12 protein-coding genes and 1 pseudogene are annotated in these 15,840 nt (G+C 72.6%); 5 read left to right on the top strand and 8 right to left on the bottom strand.

Features of this window, described 5'->3' with window-relative positions; all coding sequences use genetic code 11:
* Positions 1–41: 41 nt before the first annotated feature.
* Entirely contained in the window at positions 42–878 is an 837-nt protein-coding gene (locus OOJ91_RS06055) for an oxidoreductase (protein WP_266243383.1), read from the bottom strand.
* 50 nt (positions 879–928) lie between these two features.
* Complete coding sequence (locus tag OOJ91_RS06050) at positions 929–1,261, bottom strand: nuclear transport factor 2 family protein (protein ID WP_266243381.1); 333 nt, start codon at positions 1,259–1,261, stop codon at positions 929–931.
* Between the two features lie 227 nt (positions 1,262–1,488).
* Here OOJ91_RS06050 and OOJ91_RS06045 point away from each other — a divergent pair, with 227 nt between their 5' ends.
* Complete coding sequence (locus OOJ91_RS06045; protein ID WP_266243379.1) at positions 1,489–1,875, top strand: DUF2267 domain-containing protein; 387 nt, start codon at positions 1,489–1,491, stop codon at positions 1,873–1,875.
* Between the two features lie 206 nt (positions 1,876–2,081).
* Positions 2,082–3,056, top strand: coding sequence for a hypothetical protein (locus OOJ91_RS06040; protein ID WP_266243376.1), 975 nt, complete (start codon positions 2,082–2,084; stop codon positions 3,054–3,056).
* Between the two features lie 54 nt (positions 3,057–3,110).
* Here OOJ91_RS06040 and OOJ91_RS06035 read toward each other — a convergent pair whose 3' ends face one another.
* Both OOJ91_RS06035 and OOJ91_RS06030 read right to left on the bottom strand, forming a co-directional pair.
* Entirely contained in the window at positions 3,111–5,933 is a 2,823-nt protein-coding gene (locus OOJ91_RS06035; protein WP_266243373.1) for a ricin-type beta-trefoil lectin domain protein, read from the bottom strand.
* 258 nt (positions 5,934–6,191) lie between these two features.
* Complete coding sequence (locus OOJ91_RS06030) at positions 6,192–7,007, bottom strand: copper resistance protein CopC (RefSeq protein ID WP_266243371.1); 816 nt, start codon at positions 7,005–7,007, stop codon at positions 6,192–6,194.
* A gap of 123 nt (positions 7,008–7,130) precedes the next feature.
* On the opposite strand from OOJ91_RS06030, the gene OOJ91_RS06025 reads away from it, so the two are divergent.
* From OOJ91_RS06025 to OOJ91_RS06015, 3 genes are all read left to right on the top strand, one after another.
* The gene (locus tag OOJ91_RS06025) at positions 7,131–7,610 is read left to right on the top strand and encodes a hypothetical protein (RefSeq protein ID WP_266243369.1); all 480 of its coding nucleotides are present in this window, start codon (positions 7,131–7,133) and stop codon (positions 7,608–7,610) included.
* 5 nt (positions 7,611–7,615) lie between these two features.
* Complete coding sequence (locus OOJ91_RS06020; RefSeq protein WP_266243366.1) at positions 7,616–8,983, top strand: hypothetical protein; 1,368 nt, start codon at positions 7,616–7,618, stop codon at positions 8,981–8,983.
* A gap of 75 nt (positions 8,984–9,058) precedes the next feature.
* Positions 9,059–9,826: a nucleotidyltransferase domain-containing protein gene (locus OOJ91_RS06015; protein ID WP_266243363.1), complete on the top strand. Its 768-nt coding sequence runs from the start codon at positions 9,059–9,061 to the stop codon at positions 9,824–9,826.
* Between the two features lie 20 nt (positions 9,827–9,846).
* Here OOJ91_RS06015 and OOJ91_RS06010 read toward each other — a convergent pair whose 3' ends face one another.
* The 4 genes and pseudogenes from OOJ91_RS06010 to OOJ91_RS05995 all read right to left on the bottom strand — a co-directional run bounded on the left by OOJ91_RS06010 (position 9,847) and on the right by OOJ91_RS05995 (position 15,833).
* On the bottom strand, positions 9,847–11,241 hold the full coding sequence (locus tag OOJ91_RS06010; protein ID WP_266243361.1) for a dihydrolipoyl dehydrogenase family protein: 1,395 nt from the start codon (positions 11,239–11,241) through the stop codon (positions 9,847–9,849).
* Between the two features lie 183 nt (positions 11,242–11,424).
* Complete coding sequence (locus OOJ91_RS06005) at positions 11,425–12,201, bottom strand: methyltransferase domain-containing protein (protein WP_266243359.1); 777 nt, start codon at positions 12,199–12,201, stop codon at positions 11,425–11,427.
* A 440-nt stretch (positions 12,202–12,641) separates the two neighbouring features.
* Positions 12,642–14,163: pseudogene (locus OOJ91_RS06000) on the bottom strand (hypothetical protein); the annotation flags it as partial.
* 263 nt (positions 14,164–14,426) lie between these two features.
* Positions 14,427–15,833: an ABC transporter substrate-binding protein gene (locus OOJ91_RS05995; RefSeq protein ID WP_266243354.1), complete on the bottom strand. Its 1,407-nt coding sequence runs from the start codon at positions 15,831–15,833 to the stop codon at positions 14,427–14,429.
* Positions 15,834–15,840 lie beyond the last annotated feature (7 nt).

Below are 15,840 nucleotides of genomic sequence, written 5' to 3'. Positions count from 1 at the left end.
CCGGACGCCGCGACGCGTGCGGGACCGGTGGGCGCGACGGGTCAGGGCGTCGCCTCGAACGCGACGGACTCGCTCAGCTCACGCCACCGCGCGTCGGACGCCGCGAGCGCCTCGCCGACGGTCGAGGCGGCCGCCACGGCGTCGGCGCCGAGGAGCAGCCGTGCGGGCGGATCGTCGACGCGTGTGATCCGGATGATCGCCTGGGCGGCCCGGGCGGGATCGCCGGGCTGGTTCCCGCTGGTGCGGCGCATCCGTTCCACCACCGGCTCGATGACCGGCCGGTACGGCTCGCTCACCGGCAACATGCTCATCGAGGCGCCCGCCCAGTCGGTGCGCAGCGCGCCCGGCTCGACAGTGGTGATCCGGATCCCGAACGGCGCGACCTCCGTGGCGAGCACCGCCGAGAAACCCGCGACCGCCCACTTGGCGGACTGGTACGCGCCCAGGCCGGTGCTGGCGACCCGGTCGCCGACGCTGGAGATCTGCACGATGTGCCCACGGCCCTGCTCCCGCAGCACCGGCAGGGCGGCGCGGGTCAGGTTGACCACCCCGAAGAAGTTGGCCTCGATCTGCGCTCGGAAGGCGTCCTCGGACATGTCCTCGATCGCTGCCACGTCGGCGTACCCGGCGTTGTTGACCAGGACGTCCAGGCCCCCGAACGCGTCCACCGCCCCGCGTACGGCGCTCCGGGCGGCGGTGGGGTCGGTGACATCGAGCGCGACCGCCCGGACCTGGTCGCCGTGCCGGTCGGTGAGGTAGGCGAGCTGCGCCGGATCGCGGGCGGTGGCGACGAGCCGGTCGCCGTCGGACAGCACGGCCTCGGCGAGCGCCCGGCCGAGCCCTCGGGAGCAACCGGTGACGAGCCAGACTCTAGGCACGACGTCTCCTCCTGACGGGCGGCCCGCGTGGTCGCTGCCGATGGTGGTCACTACGGGCGGATGTCCAGCGCGCCGATCAGGTCGTCGCGCAGGGTGAACCGGTGCCGCAGCTCGACCGGGCTGCCCGGGAACTCGCCGGACACCCTTGTGCGGACCAGGTACGAGTCGCCCGCCTGGGGCGTGGCCTCCACGGGTTCGGCGGTGTACGAGGTGGCCGCCATCGTCCGCTGCGCCCAGGAGCGGATCGAGGGCCTGCCGTCGTACAGCCGATCCTCGTCGGCCACGCTCGCGGTGTCCGCGAAGCAGGCGACGAGGGCGTCGACATCGCCGTCGCCGACGGCCCGGAAGTACCGGTCGATCACGTCGGGAAGGTCGACCGCCATCTGCTCCTCCTGCGGCACGGGCCGCCGTCGGGCGGCGGGCGTGTACCCGGTCCGACCCACCGTACGAGACGGGGGCGGCCGGGCGCGGGGCAACCGACAGAACCAGCCTCGATCACGGCGGCGGCCATCCCGGCGGGGGTCGGTCAGGGCCCGGCAGCCGTCGACGCCCGGGTTTGCCGCCGGTGGGCAGGGGTAGCCACCCGTCTCGGCAACGGAAGGGCGGGACCATGGCCGATCTCGGATTCGTCGACAAGGTCGCAGCACGGGCGGGCATTCCGCCGACGCAGGCACGCCCGCTGACCGAGGCCGTGCTGCGGACGCTCACCGAGCGCCTCAGCGGCGGCGAGGCCGCCGCCCTCGCTCCCCACCTGGCCGACGAGCTGAGCCCACTGCTGGTCAAGGCCGCCGAACCGCCGGAAGCGTTCGGGTACGACGAGTTCCTGCGCCGCGTGGCCGACCGCGCCGGGACGGACCGCCCCGGGGCCGAACGGGGCGTGCGGGCGGTTCTCCAGACCATGCACCGGGTGGTCGGGCACCGCGAGTTCACCGACGCTCTGTCCCAGCTCCCGGCGGACCTGCGCGCACTGGCCCAGCCCCTGCCGCACGGCCCCTGACCGACGCCGGTCCACCCGACGCCGGTCCACCCCGCCGTCGGTCGGTCCCCCCCGCCGCCCGGACGCCCGGCATCGCTGGCCGTTCGGTCCCTGGCGTCCCGGTGTGCCGGCGTATCTACTGTGCGTGACCGATCGAACGCGCAGTGGTGGCGACCGGCCGCTCCTGTCCGCCGGAGCTCCGCCGCTCCGAGCCGAGGAGCGCCCCCTTGACGTCCCTGGTGTCCCCGCGCACCCTGCTGACCGCCGCGACGACTGCCATCGTCGCGTCGACAGCCCTCACCCCGATTCCCGCCCTCGCGTCCCCGCCCTCCTACCGGGTCGTCGACCTCGGCACCCTGAGCGGTGGGGCCGGCGCCGCGACCGCGATGAACGACCGTGGCGACATCGTCGGGTGGAGCACCGTCGCCAGCGGCGCCCGGCACGCCGTGCGGTGGCGCAACGGTGTCATCACCGACCTCGGCGTGCTGCCCGGCGACACCGACTCCGCCGCCGTGGACGTCAACGAGTTCGGGGACGTGGCGATCACCTCGTACGGCTCGGACTACCTCACCCGAGCGGTGCTCTGGCGCGACGGACGGCTCATCGACCTGGGCACCCTGGGCGGGGAGAACAGCGAGGCGATAGGCGTCAACGACCGGCGGCAGGTCCTCGGCACCAGTGATCCCGCCGATGACATGCGGCACCGCTTCCTCTGGCGCGACGGCGTCTTCACCGACCTGGGACAGGAGTACTTCTACGAGTTCACCACCGACGTCAACAACCGGGGCGACGTGGTGGGCGGGTTCAACGTGCCACCGCGGGACTACCCCTGCACCTGCGTGGGCGGCCGGCTGCGCGACGGGGTGTTCACCCAGATCGGCAGCGCGGCCCTCGGGATCAACAACCGCGGCCAGGTGGTGGGCGAGGCCAACGGTCACGCGTTCCGGTGGCAGAACGGGAGGCTCACCGATCTGGGCACCCTCGGCGGCAGCCGGAGCTGGGCCACGGCGATCAACGACCGGGGCGTGGTGGTGGGCCTCAGCGGCGTCCCGAACGAGGAGGGGCACCCGTTCCTGTGGCGCGACGGGGTGCTGACCGACCTCACCTACCGGGGCGCACGGGTGAACGACTCGATCGAGGACATCAACAGCCAGGGCCGGCTGGTGGGCGGCCGGGAGGGGCGGCCACTCCTGTTCCGCTGACCGGCGCGGGGCGCGGTCCGACCGGCAGTCGGTCAGACCGCGCCCCGGCTGGTGTCAGCCGGCGGTGACCACCCACTTCTGGTGCGCGCCACCGGCGTACGTGCCGATCTGGATCTGGGTGCCGTCGGCCGTGCCGCCCCCGGCGGCCTGTAGCACCTTGCCCGACTGTGGGTTGCGGATCGACCCGTCGGACTGCGGCTGCCACACCTGCGAGCCGGTGCCGTTGCAGGTCCACAACTGCACCTTCGTGCCGTCGGCGGTGCCGGCGTTGTCCACGTCCAGGCACTTGCCCAGCGCCCGGTACGTGTCGCCGTTGCGGCTCCACGACTGCGCGCCGGTGCCGTTGCAGGTCCACAGCTGCACCTTCGTGCCGTCGGCGGTGCCCGCGTTGTCCACGTCCAGGCACTTGCCGCCGACGCCGGTGATGCTGCCCGACCCGCTTGTGGCGCTGCCGTACACCTCCAACTCGTAGATGCGCGCCGCGGTGTCGCTGGTGCTTGTCGGCGCGGTGACGGTCAGGCGGACGTAGCGGGCGCCGGGCGCGCTGACGTCGTGGGTGGTGGTGCTCGCCGTGTTGCCGGTCACCGTGGCCCGGGTGGTCCAGTTCGTGCCGTCGGGACTGGACGCGAGCGTGAAGTCCCGGGTGTTCCAGGCGGTGTCCTCACCGCCGGCGCCGGCGTGCTTCACCACCACGCGGTTCACCGCGTAGCTGCCACCCAGGTCCACCTGGAGATACTTCGACGTGCCCTTCGAGCACCACTTGTCGCCGTTGCCGCCGGTGACGCTGCCGTTGACGGCCTTGGCCGGCGCCTCGGTCGTCGAGCAGGAGCTGTCCGCGGTGGCCGGCTTGTTGAGCGCCAGGTTGGTCCCGCCGGTGACGCCCGGGATGGCGTTGAGCGTGTACCACGCCTCGGTGCTCCACAGCGACTGGCCGCTGGTGGAGGTGAACGGTTGCGGTGACCGCAGGTAGACCACCCGGCCTGCCTTGCGGCCGTCGACGGCGAGGGTGACCTTCCTGCCGTCCGCCGAGAGGGTGGCCCCGCTGACTGTCAACGTCTCCTCGTCGATCTTCGGGCCGCCGTAGTTGGACGTCGCCTCGTACCGCCACTGCTTGACCTTGTAGTGGGCGGCCAGGTTGGCGGCGGTCTCCGCCGAGACCGGCTGGGTGTACTCCACCTCGAAACCGGCCGTGGTGGCCCGCATCGCCAGCATCTCGAAGGTGCTGGCGCTGTTCGGGGTGAGCTTCTGCAGCCCGTACGTCAGCTTGCCGGTCTGCCCCCAGTTGCCGCCCGCGCCGAGCCCGCCGACGTAGATCGCGCCGTCCGGGCCGAGGTTGACCTCGGAGACGCCCGCCTCGAGGCCCTGGGTGAGCCGGAACAGCGCGCCCTGGTACTCGCCGTTGACCTTCTCCACCGACGCGCGCTGGAGGCCGCCGTAGGTGACGTCGCCGATGACGAACTGGCCCGCGTACCGCCCGGTGGTGAGGTAGAGCGGCGTGCTGGGGGAGTTGGCGATCTCGTTCTGCGGCATCCAGAGCACCGGTGGGGTGACCGGGTTGGCGTCGAACGGGCCCGCCGGGGTCGTGTAGTGGTTGAAGAAGCGGCCCTGCTTGATGTGCACAAGCTTCGACGACGGCAGCCAGCCGCCCTGGTTGTCGGTGACGAAGATGCCGCCCTCCGGACCCCAGCCGATGCCGTGCGGCGTGCGCAGACCGCCGGCGACGTAGCTGACCGCGCCGGTGTCCTTGTTGACCTTGATGGTGGTTCCCCGGTTGGCGGCGGGCTGCGGCACGGTGGTCGCGCCGCCGTAGTCGATCGACACCGACAGGTTCACGTAGAAGAAGCCGTCCTGGTAGAGCAGACCGAACGCGAACTCGTGGAACTTGCCCCCGTACGGCCAGGTGGCGACCGTGTCGAGGCGGTCGGCCACCTCGTCTGAGTTGGTGTCCACGAGCCGGGTCAGCCGCTGCTTCTCCGACACGTAGACCACACCGTCGACGACCTTGAGCCCCATCGGCTCCTTGAGACCACCGGCGATCTTCTTGGTGGTAACCGACCCGGGAGCTGTCGCGCCGCCGGTGTTGCCCATGACGTACACCTCGCCGTCCTGGGAGGTGCCGGACTGGTCGCTGCCGCCCCAGGTGCTGATAACCAACCGGCCGTCGGCCAACCAGTCCATCCCGGTGACCTTCGGCTGGAAGCCCGAGGGCCGCAGGTTCGTGAGCGTGTAGCCGGGATGCACGCCGATGAGCGGCAGCCCGTCGCCGGGGGAGTCGGTGACGCCCTCGCACTCCTTGCGCCCCGGTGCGGTCACTCGCACCACCCCGGCGTCGGTGCTCAGCGCCGAGGTCGGCACGACCACGAAGGACGACGAGCCGGGCGTACGCCACTCCAGGGTGATCTGCTGGCCACCGGCGCGCTCGAAGTGGTCGATGCGCAGGGGGTGCAGACCGGCGGCGAGGGTGACGCCGCCCTCCTTGGGCGGTGTGGCGCCGTGCAGGCCGTCGTGGTTGATGACGACTGTGTTGTCGATCGTCAGCTTGGACCCGTCGTCGCTGCTGAGCCGGAAGGTGTAGCTCCCGGCCTGGGTGATGGTGATGTTGCCGAGCACCTGCGAGACGAAGTTGTCCTCGAAACCGAAGTCGGCCGCCGAGGTCCAGTTGATCGTGGACATCAGCTTGTCCACGTTCGGGGTCTGCGCGGGCTTGAGCGTGCAGATCTCGGAGAGCGGCACCTGGACGTCGTAGACGCGCAGCGTGACGCCGGGTTCCTGTTCGGGGGCGGCGTCGGCCGGGGCGGCCCAGAAGCCGACGGCGAGGACGAGCGCGAGCGCGCCCAGGACGGGACTGCGGAATCGGCGCAGCAGCGGTGTGCCCATCGTTCCTCCACAGAGGATAGGAGTGACCGACGGCCGGCGTGCAGCTTTGGTGAGGCGGTGGCCGCCGGCCCGGTCCGTAACGTCCTCGACGCCGACGAGTGACGATCCGGAAACACCGGGTTGATGGGTCGAGACATTAAGGGGTTTCGATGATGCTGTCCATGCCTTTGCATCGATACATCAAAAGTTCCCGATGTCCGTGCGAAAGATCGCGGCACTCATCCTCGGATGTCGGAAATGTGCTCGCGCCGATGAGACTCAGCGGCGGCCGCGCCGCGCCGGTCGGCGCTCCGTTCCGCCGCGCTGACGAGAGGCGCCGTTGCGTGGACGCGGGGCTGCGCCGCGTGGGCGGGCGGCGGCGCCGCCGGACGGGCGTGCCGCCGGTCGGCGGCGGGCCGCCACGACGACGAGCGTGCCGACCACAAGCACGACGCCGGCGGGCACCACCCAGGGCGGAAGCCCTCCGGCGGGTGGGGACGCCGGCGGCGCGGCAGCGGGGGTGGCGTCCGAAGGGAGTGTCGCCAACGGCACGGCCGAGGCCGAGGGGGTGCCCTCGGCCTGGGCCAGCAGGGCGGGATCGGGGCCGTTCGTCGGTGCCGTCCAGCCGGCCGGGGCCGCGGTGCTCGGACCCTGGTAGTCGAACGCGACGGTGCCCCGCACCGCTTCGCCGTCCGAGGCGACCGTGAGATAGGTGGCGGTGTAGCGGCCCTTCGCCGGCCAGTGTGCGACGGTGACCATGGCGGGGAAGCCGGTGTGGTAGAGCCGCGGTTCGAAGACGCCGTTGACCATGAAATATTCCTGGACCGGCTTGTCCAGCCGCTTCGGCTCGCCGTGCGACCAGCCGCTGTCCACCCGTGACCCGTTCGGGCCGGTGACTGTGAAGTGCGCGTTGGCTGCCGGCTTCTCGGTGAAGTACAACCCGATCTGGGCCAGCGGCTTGCGGACCACGGTGCCGGTCAGCGGCGTGGAGGTCGCCAACTGCCCGTGCGCCGACGCCGGAGCGGCGGGCAGCGCCAGCGACACCACCAGCAGCGCCGCCAGCACGGCGACGGTACGGCACACAACGTGACACACAGTGACCAGCCTCGATCGCATTCGTTCATCATGGTCATTTCCCCACCGCCGAACAAGACGTAGAGTTCACCCTCCGACGATCAGCTCGACACCCCGTCCCCCCGCGTCGTTCGGAGTCCGCCCGTGTTCGTCCGCGCCCCCGGTGCCCGTCGCACCGCCATCCCCACCACCCTGCTCGTCACCTGTCTGCTCAGCGTCCTGCTCACCGCCGGCTGCGGGCACGACGACGACCCGTCCGTGGCCGGCCCCTCGGCGCCGCCGACGTCGGCCGCCGCACCGACCTCCGCCGCCGCGTCGGCCTCGGCGGACAGTCCCACTCCCGCCGCCAGCACGCCAGGTGTCGACCGGGAGATCACCGTGACCATCGCCAAGCGACGGATCAACCCGCCGACCGGCCGGGTGACAGTGGCCAAGGGTCAACTGGTCCGGATCACCGTCACCTCGGACGTCGCCGACGAACTGCACGTGCACGGCTACGACCTGGGCGCCCGACTGCCGGCCGGTACGCCCGGCTCGGTGGAGTTCCGGGCCGAGAAGACCGGACTGTTCGAGGTGGAGACGCACGAGACCGAGCTGGTGCTGTTCCAGCTCGTCGTCCGCTGAGCCCGATGGCCGGCGATCCCGCGCTGCTGGCGCACGGCGTCGGCGGCCGTCAGGACCTGCCGATCACGCTTGCCGACCTGGTCGTCGCCGCCGCCCTGACCCTTGTCGTCACGTTCGTCGCGCTGGGCCTGCTCTGGCGCGAGCCACGCCTGGACCGGGACGCCGCCGGTGGCCGGCCGGTGCCCGAGCGGCTGGCCGGCCTCGTGGACGCCCCCGCGTTCCGGTGGGCGCTACGCGCACTGGGACTGCTCGCCGCCGGCTGGTTCTGCGTGGGCCTGTTCGCCGGGCCGGACACCCCGGACAATCCGACGGCCGGCGCGCTCTACGTGCTCCTCTGGGTCGGGCTGGTACCCGTCTCGCTGCTGTTCGGCCCGGTCTGGCGGGCGGTCAACCCGCTGCGTACGGTGCACCTGCTCGTCGCCCTGGCGGCGCGGCGCGACCCGGCGCGCGGCGTTCGGGAGCTGCCCGCCGGTCTGGGACTCTGGCCGGCCGCGCTCACCCTGTTCGGGTTCGTCTGGCTGGAGCTTGTCGCGCCGGACCGGGCCACCCTGCCGGTCATCACCGCGTGGTTGGCCGGGTACGCAGTGGTCGTGCTGGGCGGCGCCGCGCTGTTCGGCGCGGGCTGGTTCGACAGGGCCGACCCGTTCGAGGTCTACAGCGCGCTCGTCGGCCGGCTCGCCCCGATCGGCAGAGCCGCCGACGGTGTGCTGGTCTGGCGCAACCCGCTCGACGGGATCGCCGGCCTGCGATCCCGTCCCGGACTCGTCGCCGTGGTGATCGTGCTGCTCGGCTCGACCATGTTCGACAGCCTCTCCAACGCGCCGGCCTGGCTGCGTTTCTCCCAGGAGAACGGCCTGCCCCCGGCGGTCACCGGCAGCGCCGGACTGGTCGCGGTCATCGGTGTCGTCGCCGTGGCGTACCTCGTCGCCACCGGCGCCGCCGCCCGCGTCGGCCGCGCGGGACCGGCCGGTGCCGGGGATCCGGCGGGTGGCGTCGAGTCCCGGCGGGTGCCTGGCGAACTCGCGCACTCGATCGTGCCGATCGCCGTGGGTTACGTGGTGGCGCACTACTACTCGCTGCTGATCCTGGAGGGTCAGCGCACCGTCGCCCTGCTGTCCGACCCCCGCGACACCGGAGCGGACTGGTTCGGCACGGCGGGTTGGCAACCGCACACCACGCTCGTCACCCCGTCCGGGGTGGCCAACCTGCAGATCACCGTCATCATCGTCGGGCACCTGCTCGGCACCCTGCTCGCCCACGACCGCGCCCTGTACCTGTTCCCCCGGGCGCGGGCGGTGGCCGGTCAGCTCCCGCTGCTCGCGCTGATGGTCGCGTACACCGTCGCCGGCCTCCTGCTGCTCTACGCCGGTTAGGGCCGCCCGCCGGCCGGGTGCCGGTCAGGGGCCGCCCGGTGCCGACGCGCCCGCGCCCACGGGTGAGGATGGGGCGTGGACTCCGCTCTTCGGCGCTACCTCGCCGACCTCGTGGACACCGCCCGGGACGTGCTCGACGGCGACCTCGTCGGCGCGTACGCGGCCGGCTCGGTGGGGCTCGGCGCGTACCAGGCCGGCCGCAGCGACGTGGACGTGGCGCTGGTCTGCGCCGGCCCGCTGACCGAGGCCGCCAAGGTGACGCTTGTGGCACGGCTTCGGCACGAGGCGCTGCCCTGCCCGGCGCGCGGGCTGGAACTGGTCGTGTACCAGCGGGCGGTGGCCTCCGCCGGCAGCCCCGAGCCCGGCTTCGAGGTCGAGCTGAACACCGGGCAGGCGATGCCGTTCCGCCGCACCCTCGACCCGGCCGACCGCCCGCCGGCCGACGGCCGGTTCTGGTACGGGCTGGACCGCAGCATCCTGCACCACGGCGGGATGGCGCTGCTCGGACCACCGGCGGCGGAGGTCTTCGCCGATCTCACCCCGGCGGACCTGCGCCGCCTGCTGATCGAGGCGCTGACCTGGTGGCTGGCCCTGCCGACGCCGCCGGGCGACCGGCCCGCGCCCGGCGCGGAGGACGCGGTGCTCGGCGCCTGCCGTTCCCTGGTGCGCCACCGCGACGGCGAGTGGCTGTCCAAGGTGGCCGCCGGCCGGCGGCTCGTCGACACCGGCGACCCGGCCGAGGTGATCCGCCGGGCGATCGCGGCGCGGCACGGCGGGCCACCGCCCACCGGCCGCGAGGCCCGCGCCTTCCAGGAACGGGTACGCGCCGAGATCGCCTCCTGACCCCACCCGGCGGGACGTGCTCAGCGCACCGGGCGGGACTTCAGCGACGCGAAGAGCAGGTTGAGGCCCTCGGTCATCGTCGGATGCGTGATGACCGCGTCCCGCAGCGCGGTCCACGGCATCGAGGCGAGCATGGCCAACTGCACCGAGGTGATCACCTCACCCGCCTCCGGTCCCAGCAGCGCCGCGCCCAGGATCTGGTCGGTGCGGGCGTCGATGACCGCCTTCCACATGCCCTGCGTCTGGCGCAGGGTGCGGGCCCGGGGGATCGCGGCGACGGGCAGATGGGCCACCTGGACGTCGTACCCGGCGTGGCGCGCGTCGCTCTCGCTGAGACCGACCCGTGCCAGCTCCGGGGTGGTGAAGACGGTGTACGGGATGAGCCGGCCCGCCGTGCTGCGCTGCCCACCGGCCAGGTTCGCCCGGATGATCCGATAGTCGTCGAGCGACGCGTGGGTGAACTGCGGGCTGCCGGCGACGTCACCTGCCGCCCACGTCCGCTCGGCGCTGGTGCGCAGGTACTCGTCGACCACCACGAAACCGCGGTCGTTGAGTCGGACACCTGCCGTGTCCAGCCCGAGCCCGTCGGTGACCGGCGCCCGGCCGGCCGCCACGAGCACCTCGTCGCCTGTCACCACGCTGCCGTCGTCGAGGGTGATCCGGGCCGTACCGTCGGCGTCGCGGTCGACGCGGGCGACAGTAACGCCGACGCGTACGTCGATGCCGTCGTCGAGGAAGACACGCATCATCGCGTCGGCGATGTCGGGGTCCTCGCGGGTGAGCAGTTGGGGACCGCCCTCGATCACCGTCACCGCGCTGCCGAACGACGCGAACATCTGCGCGAACTCCACCCCGACTGTGCCCCCGCCGAGCACCACCAGCCGTGCCGGAACCCGGTCCAGGCGCAGCAGGTCGTCGCTTGTCAGCACCCCGGCCCCGGTCATCCCGGGGACGGACGGCAGGTACGGTCGGGTGCCCGTGTTGATGACCACGTCGTCGCCGCGCAGCAGTCGTTCGCCGCCGTCGGCCAGCGACACCCGCACGGTCCGCGCGGCAACGAACCGGGCCTCGCCGATCACCAGGTGCAGACCCGAGTCGAGGAACTGCTGCCGGTTGGCGGCGACCATCCCCTCGACGACGTCCTGCTTGTGCGCCCGCAGCAGGTCCACGTCGACGCGACCACCGTCGACCACGAGGCCGAGCGCGGCGGCGTGGCGCAGTTGGCGGGCCGCCCGCGCGCTCGTCACCAGCGCCTTCGTGGGGATGCACGCGACGTTTATGCAGCTGCCGCCGATCATGCCGCGTTCCACCATCGCCACCCGGCGGCCGGAGCGGGCGACGTCCATGCCCAGCGTCTTGCCGGCCTTGCCGCCACCCACGACGAGCAGGTCGTAGTCCTCCGGTTGGTCGGTCACGGGCGCTCCTCTCGGCCGCGCGCCGCTCCCGGGCCGCCGGTCGGGCCGGCCGCCGTCGGCGCGTGCCGGCCAACCCAGCCTGCCAGCTCCGAACGGACGTTCGGGGAGGTTCCGCGCAGAATCGCCCCGGGGTACGCAGCCCCCACGATCGGCGCGCAGTCGGGACCGGCCCGCCGGGCGAGCTCAGGCTTCGGCCGTGACCAGGTACAGGGTGAAGCCGGCCAGCAGGGGACCGTCCGTGAGACGCCGCAGCCATGGCTGAACGTCCGCGTCGGTCAGCTCGCCGGCCGCCACGGCGCGGGCCGAATTGCGCCGCAGCCCCAGGATCCGGTCCGCCGTGTCGAAGTCCCGGAAGACGACGGCGATCGCCTCGACCGCTCTCACCCGCAGGCCCGCCTGCGCCGACAGCCGGACCAGCTCCCGCCCGATCGTCGGGTTCCGCACCCGCGCCGCGACGAACCGGGCGAAGCTGCGGCTCGTCCGTACGTCCTCGTCCGCGACCGCGAGGGTGTCCCAGTCCGGCTCGGCCATCGCGACCAAGCCGCCCGGCCGGAGCACCCGACGAACCTCCGTCAGCACCGTCGCCGGATCCGCGACGTGCATGAGGACCCGATCGATCCTGGCCCGGTCCATGCTCGTGTCGTCAAGTGGAAGCGCGTGGGCATCCCCCGCGCGCAGGTCGATCTCCGGCCGGTCGGCCAGCCGCCGGGCGGCCTCCGCCAGCATCCGCGCGTCACGGTCCACGCCGACGACCAGGCCGCCTGCTCGGACCGCGTCGGCCAGCCGCCCGAGGTCGGTCCCGGGGCCGCAGCCGATGTCCACCACCGCATGCCCCGGCCGCAGGTCGAGAGCGTCGACGGCACGCCCCTTGTAGTCGCGACCGACTGCGGTGGCCGCCGCCGTGTCCAGGTACGCGATCTGGTCGGCGGCGATTGAGGTCGTGCGCGTGGGCTGGCTCATCAGCCCATCCAAACAGCTGATCGTGGGCATACCGCGAAGATGGTGCGCAGATTCGGTGGAGGCCGCCCCGCCGCCCGCCGCCGTCGTGCCGACCAGACCGTGGCCCGGGCCGGCGCGCGTGCGCCGGGCCCGGGGCGGCCACCGGCGAGGTCAGTGCCGGGCGGTGCCGTTGTCGCTCACCGGCTGCCCGAAGGCCAGGAACGGTACGGGCGTCGGGGCGTCGGGCCGTGGAAAGATCCGCTCGGCGTCGATGCTGGGGATCGGCGACGTGGCCGTCCGATCGGCCGCCTCCACCGGGTACCGCAGGGGCACACCCGGGCGCTCGCCGTCGGCCTGGTCGCCAACGGCCGGGTCAGCACCGCCGTGCTCACCACTGACGCGCTCGGCATCGGCATAGTGGCTGCCGGCGTGTTCGGCCTCGGCGTGCTCGGCCTCAGCCCGGGCGTGGTCGGCCCGGGTGTCGTCGGCATCGCCGGGGTCGGCGTCGGCGCGGTCGGCATCAGCCCGGACGGCGTCGGCGCGGTCGGCGTCGGCCCGGTCGGCGTCGGCCCGGACGGCATCAGCCCGGACGGCGTCGGCGCGGGCGGCCTCAGCCCGGTCGGCGTCGGCGCGGTCGGCGTCGGCGCGGTCGCCCGTGTTGCGGTCGACGGGGAGCAGGTCGACACCGGCGCGGGCGGCGCTCGACCGGGGACCGACCATCGGGTACTCGGCGGTCTCCGTACCGCCGGCCGCCGCGGCCATCACCGCGGCGGCGGCCAGGTCGGCCACCCGCTTCGCCTCCCGCTGCACCCGGGCGCGCACCTCCTTGGCGTGCCGCTCGGCGGAGTCCCCGGCCCGTCGGGCCTCGTCCAGCCGGGTCGCCTCGGCGGTCAGGTCCCGGCGCACCTCGCCCAGCCGCTGCTGGACGCGGGACAGCTCGTTCTCCAGGGTCTCGCCCTCCTGGCGGACCTCGGCGAGCTGCTGCTGGGCGGTCTCCAACTCGGCGTGCAGTTGCGCCGACTCCTGCCGGCGTTCCTCGATGTCCCGCTGGAGCGCGGTGAGCTGCTCCCGGTGACTGGCCGCCTGCTCGTCGGCCCGGTTACGCAGCTCGGTCACGTGCTGCTGCGCCTCGGCCAGCAGCGCGGCGATCTGCTGCTCGGTGGAGCTGCGCTGCTCGGCCAGCTCCTCCTCGGCCGCCGCCTGCAATTCGGCGATCTCCTGCTCGGCGGCGCTGCGCCGCTCGGCGACCTCGCGCTCCACCCCGGCCTGCCACTGGGCCATCTCCTGCTGGTTCTTGGCCCGGGCCGCCTGGACCTCCTGCTGGATCTGGGTGCGGGCCGACTTCATCAGGGCGTCGGCGGCCACCCGGGTCTGGTTGAGCTGCTGTGCGCTCTGCTCGGTGATGCGCTTCGCCTCGTGCTGGGCGCGCTCGTGCGCGGCCTCGCCGTCGGCGCGCAACTGCTCGGCGCGCTCCCGGATCGCGGTCAGCTCCGCCTCGGCCACCGCGCGCCGCTCCTCGTACGCCTGCTCCTGCTCGGCGCGCCGCGCGGCCAGCTCCTCCGACAGGTCCTGGCGTGCCTGCGCGGCCCGCTCGCGGGTGTCGACGAGGATGCGCTCCGCCTCGGTGCGCAGCTCGTTGGCCCTGTCGCTCGCCGACTCGGTGATGAGGGCGGCCTGCTTCTCGGCGAGGGTCAGGATCTCACCGACCATCGGGCCCAGGTCCTGGAATGAGGCGCGGTCCACCTGCACCGGCTGCTCGTGCAGCTCGGCCAGCTCGGCGCGCAGCCGCTGCACCTCGGCGGTCAGCTCACGAACCCGCACGGCGGAGCGCCCGTGCTCGCCGCTGAGCATCGTGATCTGGCCGTCGAGCTGCTCCAGGTGCCGGTCCACCTGGCGTTTGTCGTAGCCGCGCAGGGCGAGCTCGAAGCTCGGCCGCGAGGCCGCGTCGTCGCGTGCTGCGAGCGGCTCAGCGCCGATGGACATGCACCATCCTCCGTACGATCGGGGGCGTCAGGGCCGGCGGTCAACCGCCCCTGCGGGCCGTGAGTGTGGCGCAACGCTACCGCCGAGCCCGCCTCCTGCGAAGGCCCGCCCCACCACCTCTCACCTCCCCGGTCGAACATGGAGTCGTGGTGCCGGAAAGGTGGTGATCCACGACCTTTGCTACCCCGCCGAGGAACGGGGTGGGTGCAGACGGCGCCGGCCGGTCGCGGGGTGGCGACCGGCCGGCGTGGCTGAGGTTCGGCTCAGCCCGCTACGGACTGGTTGTAGTCCTTGATCGGGCCGGCCAGGGCCTCCTGCTGCTGCTCCAGCGCGGCACGCGGGTCGGTGCCGCTGAGCACGGCGGCCTGCATGGCCTGCTCGGCGGCCTTCCGGGCCTGCGGCATCGCGCCGAGCAGGCAGCCCTGGGTGGCCTTGCTCAACGGGGTGTTCTGCAGCTGCGTGATCGCGGTCTGGAACTGCGGCCGCTGGGCCACCCACTGCTTGTCGACGTCGGTCTCCAGAGCGCCCTTGCTGATCGGGAAGTACCCGGTCGACGTGTGCCAGGTGGCCTGCGAGTCCTTGTCGGACAGGAACTTGACGAACTCCCAGGACGCACGCTTGTGCGCGTCGTCCTTGCCCTTGCCGACCACCCACAGGGACGCGCCGCCGATGATCGGGCCGCCCGCGTCGGTGGCGTTGATCTTCGGGTAGTTGCCGGTGGCGATCTCGAACTTGCCCTCGGAGCTCTTCAGGAAGCCGCCGAGTGAACCGGTCGACTCCAGTGTTATCGCCACCGTGCCGGCGGTGAACGCGTTGTCCGCGGTGGTGGTGTTGCTGTCCAGTTTGGGCGCGAGACCCTCGTCCACCATCTTCTTCCACCAGGTGAGCAGCTTGACGTGGTCGTCGGTGGCGAGCTTGACCGTGGTGCCCCGGCCGTCGCGGCCGTTGCCCTGGTCGCAGTACTCCTGGTTGCCGGCGGCGGTCCACTGCTCCAGGAACCAGCCGTAGAGCGCGGCACCAAACCCGTACTGGGTGACCCGGCCGTTGGCGTCCTTGACTGTCAGTTTGCGGGCCGCCGCGGTGATCTCGTCGAGCGTCTTCGGCGGGTTCGCCGGGTCGAGGCCGGCCTTGGTGAACGCCGTCTTGTTGAGGTAGAGCAGCGGCATCGAGGTGTTGAACGGCATCGAGTTGAGCTTGTTGTCGACCGAGTAGTAGCCGGCGATGTTCGGCTGGATGTCCGACGTGGTGCTCTTGTCCGCGTCCACGAAGGACTGGACCGGAACTGTCGACTTGGAGTCGATCATGAAGCGGGTGCCGATGTCGTACACCTGCACCACGTCCGGCGCCTGGCCGCTGTTCAGCGCGGCCTTGTACGCCGACAGCGTGTCGTCGTACGTGTTCTTGAACTGGAGGTTGACCTTGACCCGGCCCTTGTTCTTCGCGTTGAACTGGTCGGCGAGCTGGGTGAGCGCCTCGCCGTTCTTGCCGGTCATCGCGTGCCAGAAGTCGATCGACACCTCGCCCTTGCCGTCCAGGGCGCTGGCGGCCGGGGCGTCCGTGCCGCCGCCGGCGTCGGCGTTGTTCGCCGTCGCGGAGCTACAGGCCCCGGCGGCAGCCGTGAGGGCGGCGAGCGAGAGCCCGATCGCCATCCGGCGCAGAGTGGTACGCACTGTTTCC

Source organism: Micromonospora lupini, assembly GCF_026342015.1.
GTDB lineage: Bacteria > Actinomycetota > Actinomycetes > Mycobacteriales > Micromonosporaceae > Micromonospora > Micromonospora lupini_B.
Note: the sequence above shows the minus strand (reverse complement) of the source record. Positions and strands in the feature narration are given on the sequence as shown.

Excerpts from the sequence above, each read along its gene's own strand:
- OOJ91_RS06050 (WP_266243381.1), bottom strand. The coding sequence starts at position 1,261 with ATGGCGGTCGACCTTCCCGACGTGATCGACCGGTACTTCCGGGCCGTC.
- OOJ91_RS06045 (WP_266243379.1), top strand. The coding sequence starts at position 1,489 with ATGGCCGATCTCGGATTCGTCGACAAGGTCGCAGCACGGGCGGGCATT.
- OOJ91_RS06035 (WP_266243373.1), bottom strand. The coding sequence starts at position 5,933 with ATGGGCACACCGCTGCTGCGCCGATTCCGCAGTCCCGTCCTGGGCGCG.
- OOJ91_RS06020 (WP_266243366.1), top strand. The coding sequence starts at position 7,616 with ATGGCCGGCGATCCCGCGCTGCTGGCGCACGGCGTCGGCGGCCGTCAG.
- OOJ91_RS06005 (WP_266243359.1), bottom strand. The coding sequence starts at position 12,201 with ATGAGCCAGCCCACGCGCACGACCTCAATCGCCGCCGACCAGATCGCG.